Genomic DNA, 20,332 nt, shown 5'->3' on the forward strand with positions numbered 1-20,332 from the left:
TTATGAAAGATACGCAGAGCTTTGCGAAACGCGGAAGATCTGTTCGGTGCGGCCATACTTTTCACCGGCACGGCGCCTGACCGGTGACTCTACCGGGAAATCTCCACACAAGAATGTCGTCGCCGTTCAGACTGCGATGAGTGCGGAGGATCCCTGCTCTGAAAGCGACTTCTGCAGCCCCTTCCTTAACTGGAGACAATCATGACGCGACCCGAAGTACTCAAGCCACTGAAAACATGGAGCCATCTGGCGGCCCGGCGGCGCAAGCCAAGCGAGTACGAGATCGTCACGACTAATCTGCACTACACGACCGACAATCCCGATGCGCCGTTCGAGCTCGATCCGAACTTCGAAATGGCGCAATGGTTCAAGCGAAACCGCAATGCTTCCCCGCTGACTCAGCCCGACTGGAATGCGTTCCGCGATCCTGACGAGCTCGTCTACCGCACCTACAACATGCTCCAGGACGGGCAGGAAACGTATGTGTTCGGGCTGCTAGACCAGTTCTCAGCACGCGGTCACGACACCATGCTCGCACGCACTTGGGCGGGTACACTCTCGCGCCACTACACGCCCGCGCGCTTCCTGTTCCATGCACTGCAAATGGGCTCGGCTTATCTGACCCAGATGGCGCCCGCTTCCACGATCTCAAACTGCGCCGCTTATCAGACAGCGGACACGCTGCGCTGGCTCACTCACACGGCGTATCGCACCAAAGAACTGTCGCTGACGTTCGCCGACCTCGGCTTCGGTACTGACGAGCGGCACTACTGGGAGGACGATCCGGCATGGCAGGGCTGGCGCAAGCTCGTCGAGCACGCACTCACAGCATGGGACTGGGCGGAGAGTTTCGCCGCGCTGAACCTCGTCGCGCGCCCCGCGGTGGAAGAAACCGTCTTGCGAAGCCTCGGAGTGGCTGCGCGGCACAACGGCGATACGCTGCTCGGCCTCATCACCGATGCGCAGTTGATCGACGCCCAGCGCCACCGGCGTTGGGCTGCCGAACTCGTTCGCATGGCGCTCGAGGAGAAAAACAACCGCGCGGTGCTGACGGCTTGGGTGAGCAAGTGGGAGCCGCTCGCCGACAAAGCTATCGCGGCGTGGTGTGTTGCTCTCCCCGACGCACCGGACGCCAGCGCGCGCGCGAAAGCGGCCACGCGCGAGTTCAGGCGGTCGGTCGGTATATGAGTGCCGGCACGAGCAGACCTAGGGAGCATCGAAAGGGACGTGCTTGAGTATCGACAGGTCTTGGCGAAATGCGTCGAGCGATTGTGACTGCCACATCTTTGGCGCGTTGCTTGCCGGACCCGGAAAGCTGAAGGGCGTGGGGCACACCGCGCTTGTTCGAGTCCGGCGAGCGTCCGATTCGGTTGTTAAGGAAAGTCCGCCAAAGTACTGATGCCGCCAATTTCGCTCACTTAGAAACGGTTTCATAAAGACTGCTGAACGCGCTGAAGAGTGTTCCAGCAGATCAAACAACAGCCGAGTTTGAGGAACGCTTCGTGAATGTCAGCGCGACGTTCGAAGCGAATACGTAGACGACGGAAATGATGCAGTCAGGCATGCGTACGCTCGACAACCCAACGGACTTTCCCAAGGCCACTGCCATGCGGGTGGCCACGCCTCGCGATGCTAGTGGGAATACTGCGCTCGTGAAGAGCGCGTCGGTATTTGTCGTGGTCGTAACCCCGGTCGGCGTAGACGCGGCGAGGACGGCTCAAAGGCCGCCCGCGCCTGCCGCCGATCGGCACGATGGCCTCAATCAGCGGAACGAGTTGGGTGACGTCGTTACGATTGGCACCCGTCAGGATTGCCGCGATGGGCGTTTCGTTGGCGTCGGTGGCGAGGTTGTGCTTGGACCCAGGTCGCGCTCGATCGGTGGGGTTCGGACCAGTTTTTCGCCCGCCCCAATTTCACGAATCGAGGACGAATCCACGACCACGCGCGAGAAGTCGATCTTGTCCACCGCTCGCAACCTCGCCAGAAGCATTGCGTGTAATCGATCCCATGCGCCGGCTTGTTGCCAATCGCGTAGCCTTCGCCAGCAACTGACGCCAGAGCCGCATCCCATCTCTGCTTGCAAATCTCGCCACCGGATGCCAGTCTTGAGCACAAACAAGATGCCCGTCAGCGCAGCCCGATCCGGAACCGGCTTGCGGCCCGGATACTTGAAGCGGCGTGGCTTCGCTGGTGGTAGCAGTGGCGCGATCAGTGTCCACAGTTCGTCGTCGATGATTGGTTTGCCCATCTCCTCGATCCTGTTGTCACGACGATCGAGGTTACAGGTTGTGTTGCGGGTTAACAGCCCCTACGCAGCCTTTTTGAAACCGTTTCTTAGGACTGGATACGCGGCCAGACTAGCGGGCGTTTGATTCGCAACGTCCTCATCGGCGGCTTTAACGATGCTGGACGCCACGTAACCGATCTTCGACGGAAAAGTCGGGTTGAAAGACATAGTGATTCTCTAGAACGAGCGGACTCTGACCGGCTCAGACCAAGGGCCTTGGTACGCAGACTACCTGATGCTTTCCCGGTTGCGGCATCGGAAGGCTAGGACCTTCGGGCTACCGGCACGCTGGATTCACGCAGTTCGCGCGGTTGTGATCACCATTCTTCTCCTGACGACGAGTTAGGGCCGCCCATAAGGCGCGTCGTCGCTTGTTTTTGGAGCACCTTTTTCGCAGGGAGGTTGCGGAACGTCCCCGCTCTTGGGGCTGCCCACGTTCATCACGGAAGCGGACCCACAGCGATCGAGAACGTGTCGGGCGGCCCATTTTAAGGAGGGCCACGCGGACAGGCGAAAGTTCGTCTTCACGTGTGGCGAAGTGTCCCCATGGACGGTCGCTTCGTCGTCTGTACCGACGAATGTGGGCCCCGAGAAGTCTCCACCTAAGATCCTTGATGGCGGTCAAGACACATTCAAGCAGATAAAAATCAATCGAGAAGGGCCGGATATGCTCTGGACAAGAGAGCCGGTCTGGCTGGAGCGACGGGTCTCCGGACTGGGAGAATTCTGACGCGCACCACATCCGGCGCGCGTTTGTGGCCCACTGTGCGATCTCTGTCGCAAGATCTGGAGGCGCCGGCTTCGTGTCCGGAACGCGCACACTGGAGCTTCATAATGAACCGGGAACAGATTGCCGCAATCCAAAACGTAACGCTTGATTACCTCTTTGAGCTTGGCAACAAGGCAGTGGTGAGCGTTGGGAAACTGCTTGCATTGAAAAATCAATGGACCTGCACGACGTTTGCCGATATGTTCGAACTGGTGCAAAAGTCGCTATCGTCGAAGGAGCACCGGGACAGGCTCTCGCTCCAAGACAACTTCGCTGAGCGGATGACTGAGAGGGTGCTTGCGTAAAGCCGTCACGCGGTCGACATCTTGTTGGTAACACGGGCCAAGTTCGCACCGATTGTACAGGTGCAATTCCGCCGTCAGGTGCCGACGATGGACCAGCGCTTTGAATTCCGCGATTTTGTCAAACGCAATCTCAAGTTGATACAGCTTCGGACGCAAACGCAATCGTAATTTGATACACCCGCTCATGCGGTTAATGACTAGGGGCTGCCTCCTTCGAATTGCGTTTGCGTTTGATGTCGTCTGCGTCGTTTAGGTGCGGTGGTGGCATGCGGTTGATCATGCCGGCCTGACGTTTTTCCTTCAACCTGTACGAGTCGCCGGAGATCGGCACGACGTGTGCGTGATGAAGAAGCCGGTCGAGGAGCGCCGCCGTGAGCGTTGCATCGTCAGCGAAGGTCTGGTCCCACTGGCCGAACGGCAGATTGCTGGTCAGGATGAGACTGCCGGTTTCGTATCGTTTGGCGACCACCTGGAAGAGCAGGTTCGCCTGCTCCCGGTCCATGGGCAGGTATCCCATCTCGTCAATGATGAGAAGCTTGTAGGGCTTCGTGATCCGCTTGATGGTTTCCTCGAGCTGGTTGCGGTGCAACGCTGTCGTCAATTGCATCAGCAGATCGGCGGCAGTGATGAAGCGGGTGCGAAACCCGGCCTGCGTTGCACGTTATCCAAGCGCGAGAGCAAGATGGGTTTTAGGGGGTGCGGACAAATTCTTGGACTGATTTACGCCGCAATTCCAAGACTTTGCCGGTATTCGATAGGGCTGAGGGCACCGAGCGAGACCTTGATACGCTTCGCGTTATACCAGCGGATATACGAGTCAACGACTTCAATGAATTGATCAACGGTCGTGGCCCGCCAGTCACGAGGATAGAATAACTCCGTCTTGAGACGCCCGAAGAAACCTTCGCACGCTGCATTATCCGGCGAACATCCTTTGCGCGACATCGAACGAATCAGTCTTGCATTACGCATCCGTGAGAGCCACCCCGGCCAGCGATAGTGTGCACCGCGATCGGAGTGAACCACAGGCCGTTCCTCGCAGGCAGCCAGCGACTCAATCGCCGAATCCAGCATGGTGTTGACGAGTTCGGCATCCGGCCGCGTGCTGATTGACCAACTCACAACGAGACCGTCGAAGCAGTCAATCACCGGCGACAGATACACCTTGCCGGCCGGAATCTGGAATTCGGTAATGTCCGTGAGCCATTTCTGATTCGGGGCAGCGGCGCGGAAGTCACGATTGATGATGTTCTCCGGCGCAGGGCTTATTTCTCCGCAATAGGAGCCGTAGCGACGTCGCCTGGTCGTGGCAACGGCCAGACCTTCCTGTCGCATCAAACGTCGCACCACCTTCTCCGAGATGACGATCTGCTGCCTGCCCAGCGCCGCGTGGATCCGGCGATATCCGTAGCAACGGTGATTGAGTTTGAAGATATCCGCGATGACGCGACGCGCGTCAGCGTGCCTGTCAGCAACGAGCTGACGTGCACGATGATAGAAGTAGGAACTGCGGGCAAGCCCCAAAGCCGCTAACAGCTCTGGGAACGGATAGCTTTGCTTGAGGGCATCAACCAGCATCGTCTTCTCCCGGTTGCTCAGGAGTTGCGGGTCGATGCCCATTCCTTTTTTTATCAGTTCGTTCGCCTTCTTCAGGATGTCGTGCTCGAGCGGCAGTTGCCGGATGTCGCGTCGAAGCGTTTCGACCTCCTGCTCCAGTTTCGCACGCTCGTCGTCCGGTGCTGGCTTCTTCTGGCGTTTCATGGATGCTGGGGCGTCACGACCGAGTAGCTGGTTCTTCCAATTGTAAAGCGTCGGCCTGCTCACACCTGCTTTCCGGGCAACCAGGCGCGCGCTTTCCTCTCTGGTGCACAGCTCGATGACTGCAGCCTGCTTCACCTCCGGCGATTTCGGAACACTGCCAGTTGCTCTGCCGACAACGCGTTTTCTGATTTCGGGATGCAGTTCTTCGATCCAGGCTGCAAGCGTCTCGCGACTCGGATAGCCTAAAGCCCTCAAGGTTGCGGCAGCACAGCGGTCATGGCTCAAATAATGACCGACAGCCGCCTTCTTCTGTTCGGCCGAATACCTCGGCCTCGAACGGACATAGCAGGCCCGTAGATCATGGCACTGTTCGTATTCGCGATGCCAGGCTTTGAGAGAATTCTTTGTTGGATAGCCCAACTGCCGGATGGTCGCCCCGAGGCGCTTACCCAGCTTCAAGTAGAGTCGGACCGCTCGAATGCGATCTTCGTATGAGAACATGAACTACCTCCAGGTAGTCCAAGTTTTCGTCCGCACCCCCCCTTCATGCGCTTGTCGTTTTCACCGCATGCTGCCCGCCGCGCGAGTAAGTCACGCAGTGGTCCGATAGCGCGCGATCCGTTCGCACGTCTACTTTGCGCGGCGTTCTCGACGCGCGTGCCAACGCGTCTCGACAACTACCTCGACGTGGCAGGCGTGTAAGCGCACTTCAGCCTAAAGTTCCGCCATTACAAACGGGCGCGCTCGCGATGCCCGGAGAGCATGGCGGAACGCCCCGACGAGGTTCCGGCTGGCTTTACGCAACTGATGACGTCCTCTTTTTCTTGATTAACTGGGAGGGCCTTCACCTCACGTTGCCAGACCAAGAGGGCGATGCTATCTGACGTTGATGAGTTTATGCGTCTGCAACGATACGCGCCAGCCGTAGTGTTGCGCGGCCCGAATGCAGATATCCGTGGCTCGAGATGACAGGCTAAGCGGCTGCAACCAGATCGGTATGTCCCGCGCTTGATGGATCGGGTCAAGTTTCTCGAGCACGATGCCAACGTCGCGCTGCTTGCCGATCGCGCATTTGAGCTCGTTGGCTCGCCACAGCGCTTCATCTAGCACCGGGCGGCCGCCGGGCATGGCGTACTTGGGGCTGACGGTGAGGAAGGTGCTCGGCGTGACGAGCGGTACGTAAGTGCCGGAGGTTTCGACCTGGACCCGGTGATGCCACGCCTCGAGCTTCGTGATCAGCGGGCGCAGATCGTAGATGCAGGGTTCGCCGCCCGTGATGACTACGTGCTCAGCATCTGCCGCCCGCACTATATCGGCCAGCGTCTGTACGCCGTACCACGCATAGCTGTCGCAAGGTGACGCTTCTTTCAGACGCATCGCGGCCACGCTGATCGCGCGCTCCGGGACCATTTTCCACGTATGCTTGGCGTCGCACCACGGACAGCCGACCGGACACCCCTGCAGGCGGATGAACACCGACGGTGTACCGGTGAAGCTGGCTTCGCCCTGCAACGATTCAAAAATCTCGTTGACGGGATAGATGTCAACGGGCGGCACAGTTAGAGCCGATACGTCACACTGCATTTGCGCGTCTCCTCGATTCGTACTTCGACCAACCGGACGCCGGTTCCCTGAAGGATCTCCGGGCCGAGCTTGGTCATCAGCCACTGCGCCAAGTTTTTAGCGGTGGGGATTGAAGGGCATGCCGACCACCGACGGATCGAGGTCGCGCAAGCCAGCATAGAACGGATCTTCGATCCATAGCAAGTTGCGGTGATCCCAGTGATCCTCGACCCAATTGCAAAGCAGTGTCTTGATCGCCGCGAAGTCGATGACGCGCCCGAGATCGTCGAGTGAGGAGGCTTCGCAAACAAAATGAACGCGGTAGTTGTGCCCATGCAGGTTCTTGCACGTGCCTTCATGGTCCACTAGTCGGTGACCGCATGAGATCTCGTGGTAACGCTCGGCGTGTAGCATTGTCATAGCCCTTGTCCTCGAGCAATGGGTAGAAAGTCTTCGGTTGCCGTTTCGCGATCGCGAGGAGCCACACATCGCAATGATGGTCTGACGTTACTCTGTCGTAGACGTGCGTCGTGTAGATGCGGAAGCGCAGACGAACTGCTCCCTAGGCAGGGAGCGTGCTGTGCCTTATCGGCGTAGGTACACCAGTCACTAGCGCAAAGGGATGGGGCGCCAAGGCCTCGTTCGTCGCGGGCAGAAGTAACAAGTCATCAGCGCTACTCGAACGTCAGGTCTACCAGGCGGAGGCCAATGATACCGTCCATGGCGGCATGTTCGGTATAGGGTCGAAGCCGACAAGTCAACCTCATTGTGTTTGCCCGCGCTGGGAAGCGCTACGCGGTGCCAGTTGTGCAGTAACGCGCAGATGCACCAAGCTAAGTTCTCACATAGTACTTCATAGTGCACATGGAATTTTCTGGTTGCAATTGGCCTACGCTTATTTCTATTGTGGCAGGCGCGATCACATATGCCTTGATGAACGTCAACCTGCACGGCCAACGCTGTATTACTTCCAGCAAATGGGACTCTAGGCGCCAGCAGAATCGTGGCTCAAATAGCATGCCCAGTGTTCGGCAATTCCACTTCGGCAGTCAGTGCCAATTTGAGATGATCGCTGATGTGCCGCGTGCACTTGCTGGACGATTGAGGAGTAACCGCCTGAGCTATCATCGCCGGCGTGGTTGGCTACGCTACAACGACGATGCAAGAGCCAAATGAGCGACAAGCAGTCATGCCCGATGGGAGAAGTACGAACTACAAGCAACGTTCCATACGGCGGTCTCTTCTGGCAACGGACAAGTTTGTCTCAGGGTTCAGATTAATTAGGAACCGCGTGCTGATCCGCGGGCCGGACTCGATAACGAAGTTCGCTACTACCGACGCCGCGCGCAGACCGCAGTCAGGCCGACGAATCCGCTGTCGTTGCATCAACGTTCGCGCCACCGGGGTTGCCAGAAGTTGGGGCGAAGTGGCTCGTGACAGGCGGCAGCGGCAGGAATGGCTTAAGCGTGTTCCTGATGACTTCTAGGCAGACCGCGCAGAACGGTTTCCCGAGCGTACGCATTTGGCAGTCGTATTGAGGACGATACAATCCGCAATGGAAATACCCTGCGCCTGTGAATGCACCAACCGTAGCGGCCGGGGCAGGCGATGCTTGGGTATCGCATTGCGTACAATTAGCGTTGACGGTGGTCGGTAGCGCAGTGGCCGCAGCGATCAGTGCGCCCCATTTGATCGTCGCGCGGTCGGTGTTGGCGGTTATGTTGGGTTGCGCCGGCTCGGTTCCCGTATAGGTGTCGTGGCCAGTTTCACCGCTTGAACAACCGGCGTACGTCGAATATTCGTCGGCGAGGCCGAATGCCGTGTGCCCCATTTCGTGGATACCAATTTGCTCTGCGCCGTCTGCTTTCGAAAACACCGCGACCGGCCCGCCGGAACCGCCGTAGATGGTGCTGTTGACGATCACTACCGTCATGTTCGTCTGTGGCACCTGCGTGCGCGCGACGTTCAACGCTGTAGCGGCGTCGACGCTGAGCAGCCGCCGTATTTGCCCACCTTCGCAAAACGTCGCGTCGAAATAGGTGCGCGCCGTCGCGCCGGTACCGTTGCACACGCCCGCGGGGTCGTCAGCGCCGCTGTCGGTCGAGGAAACCTCGACGCGGTGTACGTTGACGGCCGACCACATCTCGTTGAACGGCGCGGTACCGGCGACAGCGTTTGCGAAGTTCCGCGCGTCGGTCGCATAGGTCGTCAGTTCGGCCGTCTGGTAGCCGTCGCCAAGGATCACAAGATTCCAACGCGATACATCAGGACCGTGGTCGATGATCTTGCTGACGCCGATGACGGCGCCATCTGCGGTAGTCATTTCAGGATATCATCCAAACTGAATCGGGCGATTTCGCGCGCCGCACCCGTGCCAACCCGCGGGCCACCGCTGCGCGCTCGTTCGGCGCGGATCGTGCCGAATGGTGCGACCGGCGGGTGCTCTGTCGCCAACAGAACCAGTGTCGCCGCTTCCCAATAGGCCGGCACGAGAATTTCGAAAACGCCGCGCCGCAGAGCTGTAACGTGCGTTGGGGTCGCGCCGGGCGCATGCGCTTCGCGATACCGCGGCATCGGATCATGCTGGATCCGTCGGTATAACGGCCGGCCGTGGGGGTCGCGCAATTCGAACCAGAACCCCGCCTTGCCTTCGGAGCTGCACAGCTCATGCGAGGGTGGCAGGGTCATTTCGACCAGATGCTTTGAGGCGAGCGATAGCGCGTCGCCGTCGTAGGCAAAGATCAGGCGTAGGATGCGGCGGTACGGTGGACTAGGCATCGGCGAACATTGCGATCCGGCAGTGGTGCCACTATTTTCGAGAATGCGTCGAGCTGGTCGACCAGCTCGGACGTTGCGGTTGTGCCCGGCGACCTCAATCTGCTGCTGCTCGCTTGTGCCGGCGGGTCGACTGTACACCAAGGCCGACGTCCTCAAACGTCCATCGCTGCAATATTCCCAACACGTAGCTTGGCCGCATGTACTGCTCACCGATGACTGTCGCGGGCAGCGGTAGAATCATTTCGTTCTCGCATCTTGTTGCATAACGGGGATGTCGACAGCGAAGCCTCGTCGGGCTCATTGCGGCCAACAAAACTAAGCCACCGTTATGGCCACAACTACCCTCAGTAACGCGTGTCTGCATCCTTTACATCGACTATTTCAACGGAAAATAGCTGACTGGTCGCCGGTGCAGGAACAGCAATCGCAAGGTCGTTGTTCAGCTCAATTGCAATAGAGTGTGTGACCTTTCGAGCATGTCGCCAAAAGGCTAACATGAGAACGATCCAGCTCGTCTGCGCATCCCTCTGCTGTCGGGGAGATGATAACGGCATTCGTACGCGCGATATGACTCGATATTGTTTAAGTGTGCATAAGGAAGGTTGATGGAACCTTTGCGAGTATCTGCGCTTTTATTGCTGCGAGTATTGATTCCTGATCAATGTCAATCTGATTCAAATTCCTAAATGACAGCCGCACCATTCTGCTAGCCGGACGATGAAGAATCGATACATTTGTTGAACATAGACATGATGACGAAAACATTAAAAAAGATTCGCGTTTTAGGGGCTCTTTTGATTGCGGTCGCGCTGAATGGTTGCGGTGGCTCGGACGGCGGTTCAGTCACCGACCCGACTCACGCGTCGGTTGGTTCCAGCGCGGATGATGAACTAACGCCATACTACGTCCAGTCAATAACTTGGCATACCTGCGGATCTGACAATTTTCAAATTGTCAACAAAGACCTGCTGGGTCCGCTATCGACTAGGGCTAGTTGTACGACGGGAAAGGTGCCGTTGGATTACGATGATGCTTCCAAAGGTAGCGTCGGCATTGGCGTACTGCGAGTGATTGCCGGTAAGCCTGCAAACCGGCTGGTGGCATATGGATGAATCCTGGTGGGCCCGGTCGGAGAGGGCTGGCGATGCCTTTGGGCTTGTCGACGCTATGGCTGCTTGTGAATTCGGCAAATCCTGTAGGTCAAAGCTCTTGCAATTGTCGGATGCCTACGATCTGATCGGATTCGATCCACGCGGCGTCGGTTCAAGCGCCCAGTTGGTATGCAGTTCTAGCGCCCCGGCGAGAGCAATTTCTTTCACCGACAGGTCCCCCGCTGGAGTCAGGGCACAGATGATCGAAAGCCGCGACCTCGCATCAGCTTGTGGTGGCACGCCCATGACGCCCTACATTAACACCGAATACACAGCTCGTGACATGGAGGTGATACGTGCGGCGCTTGGATACGACAAATTGAACTACTATGGTACGGCTCTTGGGGCTCGCTATGCCAGCCTGTTTCCCGGTCGCACAGGTCGTCTGGTTCTCGATAGCGTCGTAGATATCACCCTTCCGTTTGCCGAGGTCGGCCCTCAGGCTCCAGCATTTCAGCGCACATTTGATGGCATCATTGCTCCTTATGTCGCCGCACAAAACGAGCTTTTCGGCCTCGGTTCGAACGCGGACGATGTCAAAGAGATTACTAGGAACGGTCCCCTTGGCTCACAAGTTGGCTTGGCCGAACCATTTGATTCACTGTATGCTCAATGGCAAATTGATGCTGTGGTAGAAAAGTTGGCAGTGGCCAAAAGAATAGAGAGGGTTTTGGCAGAAAACCCGCAGATTTCCCCTAATGACCTTCATCGCGAGGTAGTCTCGCTGCCTTTCTTTCCGAGTTGGAACAGAGCCGTGGAAAATGCCACGCAAAAGATTGCCGGAGAGGCGGTCGCAAGATATGCTGAAGTAGTTTCCGGTAGCACAAGGTCCCTGGAGGACCCGGAGGCGGCCCAAGTGTCCGTGATCTGCAATGATGGAGCCTTGATCCACTCAAGCGAGGAGTACTGGGCAGATCATGGAAATTCGCTCGCCATGTCTGCGCCGCTTGGTGGGGGGGGGGTTATCTTCCGGTCAGCCCTGTCTTTACCGGCCGTTTAGCACGCGCAGGCTGCCGTCGTTCGACAGTGCCGCGACGCTACCTATTCTCATGCTGCAGGATGAGGACGATGGTCCAACCCCTCTGCCTGGAGCGCGCGCCACTGCAGCCACATTGAAAAATTCAAGACTTGTAGTTCAGGAGACGACGTACGACCATGGTGCATTCTTTTCTGGCAGCGAATGCATTGGCGGCTATTTCGCAGACTATCTGCTTGAGGGCGCCTTGCCGGAGAAGGGCGCCACGTGGGCAGGAAACGCTGTAACAGAAGAGTACCGGACTGACATGTACACCGATCGCCTCGAAGCAGAAAAGGTTCTGGAGGACCTCCGAGAAATCATGAGATAGTTCGTCAATGCAGTCTTGGATGTAGAGGATTTCGTCGCCATGGAGAATTAAAGACAGCTATTGGCAGCGGTTGCATGCGGCCGACTGTTATTCGGTGCGTGATGCTTTTCGCCAAATCCCTCGCACCAGCACGGAAAGTCTAAGTATCAACGGGCACTCGAAGCTGAATTGGAGACTAGGCTGCCTCGGCCGAACCCTAACATAAAAGTGCGCCGCGCAATTGATGGCGCCCCCCAGAGAATGATCGATGTGACGCGATTTGAAATGCGATCGGTGGCGCAGGCGCGCTGCCACGAAAGTCGAGTTGGACCGCGTAATGAAGTCCGCACTGTCTCGATCCGCACAATAAGATCCCCGTAGCTTTCGACTGATAGTAGAACGTACTGCGCGCCAACTCCGCCGCCTCGAGCAGCGCGGGTAGCCGGTGATGCCGCCGCAGTTGCAGCACTATTTGCGTTTTTCTCTTGCGCCGCCCGTTTCTTCGCCTGAAGACGGGTCGAGATTTTTTTAGGTACCCCACGCCCGCGCGCAGATGCTCATTTTCCTTGAGCAACTGATCACGCGTACCCTCATGCGGCGCATTTTCTTCGGTTGGCCTTTCGTGATGTGGGCGGAGCATTTAAGGGCACCTTCATGGACGGCTCTCTACCCGACGCGATGAAAGGGATCACTCGGCAGTCACAGTGAAATTTTTGGACGCAAAGCTCAGGTTGCCACGCGAAGAGGTAATTTCGAACCCGTATTGCAGGTCGCCGATTTCAAGATTATCATCAAAATAGTTGAGCGACCGCAGATATTTCATGAACGCCAGCACATCGATCGCGGCGTTGTCAGTCTTCGTCGTGCTGACGAACGTGTAGACGATATTGCTGCGGTTGGTGCCCACGTACACGTTCCAACTTCCGTTGGACAGCGATACATTTCGATAAAGTGGAATTGCGCATCCGGCTTGCGTCCAGTTGTAGGAGATGGGCTTGACATTGCCGCAACCTTCCGCAGTTCCGGTGTAGTTAAGCCATATCATGATTTCATGCGCCTTACCACCGGCCCAGATATCAAACGCTGACTCCCAAGCGCCGCCAGAAGGCGTAGTAGCCGAGATGATGGCGGAAAGCGAGTTCAGTGAGCCGATGGTCTTGTTGACTTTGTATCCGATGTGCGGATAGGATTTGATGCCACTGGTGTTGGGTTGATCTGAAGTAACGCCCCAGTCGAGCGCGCTGTTAGCCCATATTGTCTGGGGACCCGCGGTGACATTACTGCAGGGTGACCAGACGTCGTTGTTGATCGTGTACCTACCGTAGATCCGCGAAGCGAAGAGGTTTTTTTCCGGAGAGCAGGATGAGGTCTCGGGGGAAGTAGCAGACCACGTCTGGGCCTGCGCACTGGCAGTCCAAAGCATCAGCACGGCGGTGGCAGTGGCAGCACGGGTCGCGCGGATCAAGATTCGAGGCATGGTCTTCTGATCTCCTGTCAGGTGGTAGGGTTGGTGGGCATCGGTGAAGGTCAGCGGCTTTGGCAACCTTCCGATCGAGAGAGAAACCGTGCGTGGGGCGACGTACTCTTAGACTGGGGCGGGTTCATCTCGTCTGTGGGTGCTCATGTCAGGTATCTCCATAGCACTGCCGAGAGAGCGCATGTACACGGACCGTCCTTGAACACGAGCATAAAATCTTGCGCCGTTAGGCCGCACGAGACGGCCAAGTGATACCGATCTCAGCGTTACCGCTATAGTTCGACGACCCGCGATTCGCCTTCACCGTCGATGGTTTCATGCGACGTTGTATTGGCAAATGTTTTGTCTAGCGGTGCCGCTCAATTCAAGCGAATGCCCCGCCCAATCCTCGTCAACTCTCCTGCGTTATGCTGTCAGATTTCGCTTTGGACCAGCGATTTTGTTCCAACGGAAACATAAAGTAGTCGCGCACGGTGAGGGGCTCGGGTTGATTGCGAAGGCCAACTTCGGGCCATTCGTCCCGTTTCGGCCAGTATGCCGTGCTGAAGATCGTGTCCCAGATGGTCGTAAAGAACCCATAGTTCCGGTGCCGGTGATGCGACTGAGTTGAGTGATGAATTCGGTGGAACTGACCGTCTCCGATGATATATCGCAGAGGCCCAAGGTTGATGCGCGTGCTGGAGTGTGAGAGGTGCGCCTGAAAGGTAATGAGGGTCATGGCAGCAGCCGGCACCACGCCAGACTCGAAGTGGATCAGCGCGAGCGGTAATGCTACAAACAAGGCGTAGATAACCGGCTCGGAAATGTGATGATTGCAATTCCACGCTGTCAGTTCGCGAATCGAGTGATGTGTAGCGTGCAAGCGCCACAGGAATGGCACGGCGTGCTGTGCTCGGTGCATCCAGTAGTAAAAGAAGTCACCGGCAATTGCGACCAAAACGCCTGAAAGGATGGCGAAAGCCGTCTTGATAACTGCGTTGCCAGAGTGAAACACTGTTGAAAGATTGACCGTCAGGAGCGGCTTGACGCCTAACCATTGCAAGCCCACAGCGTACAAGTGCCAGATTAGCGCGCCGCATCCAATCCGAATCGCCCAGTTCCGTGCGCCGCGAAGGTACGATGCGAAGCTGTATCGATAAGCCGGAACGGCGATCTCAAGAGCTGCACATATCGTGGCAAAAATCGCAAGCAGTTTGAACGATTGGACGGCGAACTGGACCATCTGGTGGATATCGACAGCATTCATTGTTTGCTCCGGTGAGCCGATCGAATTCGGAGATCTCGGGTCGAAAAGCTGCTTGTCAAAATGGCCGGCTTCTTCATGGGTGTCATGCAGTTACGTGACTTAAGAAGGACACCAATGTAGTAACTCGGGGGGCCAATCGATATCCGTGGCGATGGGCGTTGCACGCCACAAGATCGTGCAAGGTGTCTATTGAGGGCGCCCCAACACGGTGACTGTGCCGCGGCAGCATCATCACTATCCGCCATTTTCTGAAATCGCAAAAATCAATTGTTTGGATAAGACGCATTCGCGTCACAAATGACTTTCTCAATACAGACTCAAGAGGTGGTCGAAGGCATAGCATGCACTGCACTCAAAGTGCACTGCCGTCGCGACGTGACACCGAAGGCCGGTGCCGTCGGCACGGCGCCCTAAGATAAATGAAGCCACGACATGATGACGTGCGCCGTGTGGAGCGGCCAGCGCAACTATTGTCGTTGCCACTCCGGCGGCAAGCTCGATAAGACGACGAATGCGGGGCGGGGGTTTCATGCATCGGTGAAATCGGTCACGCATGCTATGCGAGACCGCAACTGAGATGCTTGTAGCGGCTGCGGATCGCTGCCAGAAGGGCTATCGAAGGTAGATTGAAAGTTCTAAAGTGATCATGGGGACGCCCACAATGCACGGGCATGCGAAGACCACGTCGGCGTTGACCTGCGGTCCACACACCTGGTACTGCTTTTTTTGGGGCTCATCCTGAAACGTGAGCCCAATTCGAGAGTTCCTCGGCCGGTTCCGGCACGCCATCATATGGGGGCCCCTATCTAATTCGTCAAGCGTTAGGGGCTGACTTGGGTTTGGAGCTGACTTGGGTTCGTAAAAGGTGCCATCGCGCAGGATGGCGAACAGGACATCACAGCGTCGCCGTGCCAGCGCGATGAGTGCCTGGTTATGTCGCTTGCCGTGCTGGACCTTGCGTGCGTAATACGCTCGCGAATCGGGGGGTCTCGCGAGGCCGCGAAGGCGATAGGAACAAGGCGCGCTTGAGTACCTTGTTGCCGCGCTTGGACGGGTGCTCGCCACGGATAGATGAGCCTGAGCGCCGGGTAACTGGTGCGAGGCCAGCGTAGGCCGCCAGGTGACCTGACGAAGCGAAGGCGTGGTGCGCGACCTCGGTGAGGAGTCTGGCTGCGGTCCTGACGCCGACTCCCCGCCATGCTGGTCAGGACCGGCCAAAGAGGGTGAGCAAGCCCAGCCGCTCTACTTCGGCGGCGATTTCGTCGCGCTGCCTGCGTAAGGCGGCGAGCTGCTGAGCCAGGCCCGGCATGACGATGGTGGCGGTTTGCGTGCCGGGCACCCTCACGGCCTGTTCGCCCAGCGCTTGAACGATTTCGGCCCCAATCCCGTGCCGATGCGTGGCGCGAGCTTGGTCAGGCGGTTCGCAAGCGTCTTCTCGTCGGTCGCTGCAAGCGCGGCTGGAGACGGGTAGCGCTCGAGTAGATCGAGCACGGCGGGATGCTCGAGGCGCGGTCCGAGAACGCGCTCAAGCGCGGGATGGATCTGGGTGAGCAGGCCGCGAATCCCGTTACTGGTTTGGGTAATTTGAGCGGCGAGATCGTCGTCGAAGCCGCACAGCATGGGCAGCTCGGCGAGCGGTTCATCAGCTAACCGAAGCGAGCGCAGCGTATGCGGCATCGAACCGGCGGCCTCGGCGATGATTGCGGCGTCGCGGGCGTCTGTCTTGGCCTCACCGGCATGCAGGTCGGCAATGCGGCGCATCGCCAGTCCGGGCAGATCGGCAAGCAGAACGCCTTCATCGCGTGCGACGGCCAGCGGCAATGCGCCGATGGTGGCGGGCTGGTCGACAACGAAGAGAAGACGGCCATGGGTCTTGAATTCGAGTGGGCCTGCGACAACGGTGGCAAATCTCGGCATCCACGTTACGGACGGCCTTGGAATATCCCAGCCGAGTCCCTATTAGCGATCACCTGCCACCCACCAGGCCCGGTGACAACACCCCCCGGATCAGAAACTGCGACTGGGGGCGAGAATCATGCCGGGCCTGGCTGGCCAAAGCTTCAATTATCGAGGCGGGAAGATAGTAACTGGGGGCTGCAACCGGGGAAATGTTTGGCAGTCACATGTTACATGTGTGAGTTTGTAGACGAAAGCACGGTCCCGATCAAGGTCATTTTGTGGCGTTCGAATTTTACATAGATGCGATCATTGCAACACGCAACGTATTGGGAGGTGCTTTGGCCCACTTACGAAATTAGACGTCGTGAATTCGATATCTCCCACCGGTTCGACGAACTGCAACTTCGGGACCAGTTCCTCGAACAGGACCCGCATCTCCATGTTTGCGAGATGCTGACCAAGACATACGTGAGCACCTGCCCCAAACGCAATGTGCCGATTCGGCCTTCGGTCGATATCGAATATGAAAGGGTCGGGGAAAACTTCCTCATCGCGATTGGCCGACCCGTAGCAGAGCATCAGCCAATCGCCCTTGCGGATAGTCCTGCCTCGCAAATTCGTGTCGGCTGCCGCCGTACGCATGAAATGACGCACTGGCGATGCGTAGCGGAGGCTCTCATCGATGAATTGCGGAATGAGCGACGGGTCAGCCTTAAGCCGCGGCAGCAATTGGGGGAATTGACACAATGCCCACATCGCAACCGATATGGAAGACGAGACGGTGTCATGTCCGGCGGCCGCGATAATCACGTAGTAGCCGAGTCGGGTTGCCTCATCAATAGGCTGTCCATCGACAACCGCGTTGGCGAGCAAGGTGGCGATGTCGTTACGCGGTTTTTTGCGGCGATCTTCGGTCAGGCGATCAAAGTAACCCTTGAAGTCTGCTACAACTGACAGCAGCGCCTTGCCGATCGCTCTTCCGGCGTCGCCCTGGCGGCTGATATCGCGCTTGTATTCGGCATCCTCGCTTCCAAACATCTCCTGTGTGAGTCTCAACATACGGGGAGATTCTTCCTGCGGAACTCCGAGAATATCCATGATCACGTTCAGCGGATAGTGCGAGGCGAAATCGTTCGCAAAGTCAATTACGGAGCCGCTCTTTTGCAGAAGTTCCCCGATCATCAAATGTGCCAATGATCGGATGCGAGCCTCAAGCTTAACGATACTGTTCGGCATAAACCACGACTGTGTCAGTGCGCGCAAACTCTTGTGTTCGTCGCCGTCGACGTGGACGAGCGAACGGACGATGTTTGGACTACCGGTGGCCCCTATAACATGCGAGATAGATGCTTGCGGACGGCAGACGACGGAATAATCGCCGTTGCGAAACAGGGCATTGTTCCGGGAAATCATTGAGACGTCGGCGTGTTTTGTTACCACCCAGAATGGGTCATGCGCGTCCGCCATTGCTCGTCCAACTGGGTTGTTTGCACGCGCCCACGCGTATATCTCATGGAGCCCGTCGAGGTTTGTATACGACTGCGGATCAACCAGACGGTTTGCTATGTCTTTCGGTAGGTCGTAATTTGTCATGCTCACGATATTGCAGAAAAATTGACATGTGAAATCGAGGCAAGCAACGTGTATCGACGTATCCACTCATGGCTGGGATTGGGGTCGACCGACGTTTGCGGATCGCTCGCCAGTTGATGCGCACCGAAGCCGTCGCGTCGGCAAAAGAGGCGAACGGGCCGGGCGCATGCGTGCGCTCGTCGGATATTGTCCTTTCATACTATTCACGACTTTCGTCTTTCGCCTTAATGCATGTCAACTTTTCTTGATCACGTGATCATGCATTTGAGCCTCGAAGGTATCCCTTGTCAGACACAGCGCATGACAATGGCATTCGCGCACGAGGAGCAAGCTCCCCGCTTGTCGATGTCTTCGTGGCCAAGTGACAGAACCGGAAAGCCGTCGAACCGGCGCCCCTTTGCCCGGTGCGGTGCGGCGCCTCTCACGCTGCAATGATTCTACAGCCCATTCTATTGAGGCCGTCGTTCATATCTATCACGGCAAGGGGTGAATATTGCTCAACGCTGTGGGTCGTGGGTTACGCTGATTTTGTATTCATGAATCGAGCGGTTGCGATGAAAATATTCAATTTGCGTTTGAGGAGGGCGGTAGGGCACATCCCCGCGCAACCGTGCCAATGACGTTCTTCGTCGAATGCCAGGCTTGCTAAAGATTGGCTGGCACTTTGACGCTATGACAAAAGTGGCTCATGACAGGAGGCAACTCTAAGTAAAAATCCTTTTCCGTATCCTTCAAACCGCCCGGATAACAGTCAGAGACGAAATCTTTCAACGGCGTCAGCGCCGGTTGGCAATTTGGGCGGGGCGTCCTCACTGAATTCGTTCCATCGCGTAGCCTATGCTGCCAGCAATTGATGACCATGTTGGCTACTTACCTGATGCAAGAAAGGTCTGACCTTGATCAAGGGTTGCCGTGCGTTCGTCCCGTACACTTGTGTTGCAGCGGGTCGAACCGTCTCGCTCGACCTACTGTGGGGACTTTAGACGACCCGTCAGAGTATAGATGACTCCGATGGGTCACTTTTTTTCTGTGTCCCGGCTGTCCTTGCCAGTCGCCCACCCGTTCGTCGGGCGGTCATTAGTTCCGAAATAGAACGCGCGGGAACAATGACCCGATTCCCGACGGTGGTCAGGTAGCATATCCCCCAATATTCGTTCCGAGCAGCGATCCGGACCATCTCTTTGACGGCTACCATTAGGCGGATTCCTCGCGGACTGGTTCAACACCCTTCGTCGCTGCTTTCTGCATGGCAAAGATTGGCGGCTGCTGGCAAGGTGAAATGCCGCTAGCACTTGGAAGCGGACCGCTGAAGGGCCAAATTTGACATCTCCCGTAGCCCAATCACCGTGGGCAACGAGGTGTGCGAGGCGGGTTCCTGGCCGATATGAGTCATCCAATGAATTAAGGCGTTGATGCGGTTAGGTCCGCAGTTGGCGCAATATGATGCGCTTTGGGTAGCCGTTCGCGCGTCGGAGCCTGTCTGCGTCGAATAGAGCTCGACATGCGTAGGCTGGTCGGTCATTGAGGGCCAGCGGCATCAGTCGGACGCTTGAGACAATTGAGCCTTTGTTTCTTCCCGAGCTACGACGCTACAGGATCAACGAACGCGGCCCATCCCACCGCATCTGCGTTGTCGAAAGCGCAACCACGAGGCGTGTAGCGACAAATTATCTCTGTCTGAAATTGATGCGCATCTTCTTCGCTGCACTATGATCCGCAATCTGTCTTGGCAAGCGTGAAACGCGTGGGGTCTCGCGTTAATTCGCAACGTCGGTTGTAGGGGGCTGCGATCCTGATGTCCATTGCGCGCGCGCTGGCGACATATTGCTCGAGCACCGAAGGTTGCCGCGGCGTGAGGATAGGCAATTGGATTGCAAGATGCCTGACCTTCCCTCTGTTTTTCGCCTTCCAGAGGCCCGGGGTTATGCAGCTACATCCGTTGCCTGCTGAGCCACGAGCCAGTCTCGCATGAACTGGGCCGGCGACACAAAGCCGAGCGACGAATGACGACGACTGCGGTTGTAAAACACTTCGATGTATTCGAACAAGTCCGCTGCGGCTTCGCGATGCGTGCGATAGCGCGCTGCATGAACCCGTTCATTTTTCAGGCTGTTGAAGAAGCTCTCCGTCGGCGCGTTGTCCCAGCAATTTCCTTTGCGGCTCATAGAGCAACGCATG

The 20,332-nt window shown here is 57.2% G+C and carries 15 protein-coding genes and 3 pseudogenes; 5 read left to right on the plus strand and 13 right to left on the minus strand.

The features are described 5' to 3' along the window. The first annotated feature begins 201 nt into the window (after nucleotides 1–201). A complete protein-coding gene (locus GCT19_RS35305; RefSeq protein ID WP_018435814.1) occupies nucleotides 202–1,188 on the plus strand; it encodes an aromatic/alkene monooxygenase hydroxylase subunit beta in 987 nt (328 codons plus the stop codon). A gap of 242 nt (nucleotides 1,189–1,430) precedes the next feature. On the opposite strand, the pseudogene GCT19_RS35310 reads toward GCT19_RS35305, so the two are convergent. Further along, a pseudogene (locus GCT19_RS35310) lies at nucleotides 1,431–2,248 on the minus strand (IS5 family transposase). An 873-nt stretch (nucleotides 2,249–3,121) separates the two neighbouring features. Between GCT19_RS35310 and GCT19_RS35315 the strand changes: the two are divergent. Beyond that, a complete protein-coding gene (locus GCT19_RS35315) occupies nucleotides 3,122–3,361 on the plus strand; it encodes a phasin family protein (protein ID WP_018435815.1) in 240 nt (79 codons plus the stop codon). Nucleotides 3,362–3,551: 190 nt separating this feature from the next. On the opposite strand, the pseudogene GCT19_RS35320 reads toward GCT19_RS35315, so the two are convergent. The 7 genes and pseudogenes from GCT19_RS35320 to GCT19_RS35345 form a co-directional block, all read right to left on the minus strand. After that, nucleotides 3,552–4,052 (minus strand): annotated as a pseudogene (locus GCT19_RS35320) (ATP-binding protein); the annotation flags it as partial. Nucleotides 4,053–4,081: 29 nt separating this feature from the next. Next, nucleotides 4,082–5,623 carry an IS3 family transposase gene (locus GCT19_RS35325; protein WP_018435818.1) on the minus strand — a complete coding sequence of 514 codons (1,542 nt, stop codon included), beginning with the start codon at nucleotides 5,621–5,623 and terminating at the stop codon, nucleotides 4,082–4,084. A gap of 375 nt (nucleotides 5,624–5,998) precedes the next feature. Further along, entirely contained in the window at nucleotides 5,999–6,634 is a 636-nt protein-coding gene (queE, locus tag GCT19_RS35330; RefSeq protein ID WP_260332432.1) for a 7-carboxy-7-deazaguanine synthase QueE, read from the minus strand. Nucleotides 6,635–6,681: 47 nt separating this feature from the next. Further along, entirely contained in the window at nucleotides 6,682–6,864 is a 183-nt protein-coding gene (locus tag GCT19_RS44880) for a 6-carboxytetrahydropterin synthase (RefSeq protein WP_408582408.1), read from the minus strand. Next, a complete protein-coding gene (locus tag GCT19_RS35335) occupies nucleotides 6,803–7,105 on the minus strand; it encodes a 6-pyruvoyl trahydropterin synthase family protein (RefSeq protein WP_217709393.1) in 303 nt (100 codons plus the stop codon). Before GCT19_RS35335 ends, GCT19_RS44880 begins: the two co-directional genes overlap by 62 nt. A 937-nt stretch (nucleotides 7,106–8,042) precedes the next feature. Beyond that, on the minus strand, nucleotides 8,043–9,008 hold the full coding sequence (locus GCT19_RS35340) for a M64 family metallopeptidase (protein ID WP_018435821.1): 966 nt from the start codon (nucleotides 9,006–9,008) through the stop codon (nucleotides 8,043–8,045). Continuing rightward, nucleotides 9,005–9,463, minus strand: coding sequence for a hypothetical protein (locus GCT19_RS35345; RefSeq protein ID WP_018435822.1), 459 nt, complete (start codon nucleotides 9,461–9,463; stop codon nucleotides 9,005–9,007). The genes GCT19_RS35340 and GCT19_RS35345 overlap by 4 nt, the downstream gene beginning before the upstream one ends. 749 nt (nucleotides 9,464–10,212) lie before the next feature. Between GCT19_RS35345 and GCT19_RS43795 the strand changes: the two genes are divergently transcribed. Genes GCT19_RS43795 through GCT19_RS43805 form a run of 3 tightly spaced genes read left to right on the plus strand, consistent with a single transcriptional unit; the run spans nucleotide 10,213 to nucleotide 11,960 of the window. Beyond that, nucleotides 10,213–10,575: a hypothetical protein gene (locus GCT19_RS43795; protein WP_227749403.1), complete on the plus strand. Its 363-nt coding sequence runs from the start codon at nucleotides 10,213–10,215 to the stop codon at nucleotides 10,573–10,575. A gap of 55 nt (nucleotides 10,576–10,630) precedes the next feature. Further along, nucleotides 10,631–11,614 (plus strand): alpha/beta fold hydrolase, encoded by a 984-nt coding sequence (locus GCT19_RS43800; protein WP_227749405.1) that lies wholly within the window; start codon nucleotides 10,631–10,633, stop codon nucleotides 11,612–11,614. Continuing rightward, nucleotides 11,532–11,960: an alpha/beta hydrolase gene (locus GCT19_RS43805; protein WP_227749404.1), complete on the plus strand. Its 429-nt coding sequence runs from the start codon at nucleotides 11,532–11,534 to the stop codon at nucleotides 11,958–11,960. The genes GCT19_RS43800 and GCT19_RS43805 overlap by 83 nt, the downstream gene beginning before the upstream one ends. A 667-nt stretch (nucleotides 11,961–12,627) precedes the next feature. Here the strand turns inward: GCT19_RS43805 and GCT19_RS35355 are convergent. The 5 genes and pseudogenes from GCT19_RS35355 to GCT19_RS35375 form a co-directional block, all read right to left on the minus strand. Beyond that, the gene (locus GCT19_RS35355; protein WP_035491339.1) at nucleotides 12,628–13,416 is read right to left on the minus strand and encodes a GH12 family glycosyl hydrolase domain-containing protein; all 789 of its coding nucleotides are present in this window, start codon (nucleotides 13,414–13,416) and stop codon (nucleotides 12,628–12,630) included. Nucleotides 13,417–13,807: 391 nt separating this feature from the next. Further along, nucleotides 13,808–14,662 carry a sterol desaturase family protein gene (locus tag GCT19_RS35360; protein WP_018435825.1) on the minus strand — a complete coding sequence of 285 codons (855 nt, stop codon included), beginning with the start codon at nucleotides 14,660–14,662 and terminating at the stop codon, nucleotides 13,808–13,810. Nucleotides 14,663–15,499: 837 nt separating this feature from the next. Beyond that, nucleotides 15,500–16,543 (minus strand): annotated as a pseudogene (locus tag GCT19_RS35365) (IS110 family RNA-guided transposase); the annotation flags it as partial. Between the two features lie 324 nt (nucleotides 16,544–16,867). Continuing rightward, nucleotides 16,868–18,160 carry a cytochrome P450 gene (locus tag GCT19_RS35370; protein WP_026229232.1) on the minus strand — a complete coding sequence of 431 codons (1,293 nt, stop codon included), beginning with the start codon at nucleotides 18,158–18,160 and terminating at the stop codon, nucleotides 16,868–16,870. 1,916 nt (nucleotides 18,161–20,076) lie between these two features. Further along, on the minus strand, nucleotides 20,077–20,332 hold a 256-nt coding region (locus GCT19_RS35375; protein ID WP_152854487.1), incomplete at its 5' end, for an IS3 family transposase.

The sequence above is a fragment of the Paraburkholderia atlantica genome (assembly GCF_009362785.1).
Lineage (GTDB): Bacteria > Pseudomonadota > Gammaproteobacteria > Burkholderiales > Burkholderiaceae > Paraburkholderia > Paraburkholderia atlantica.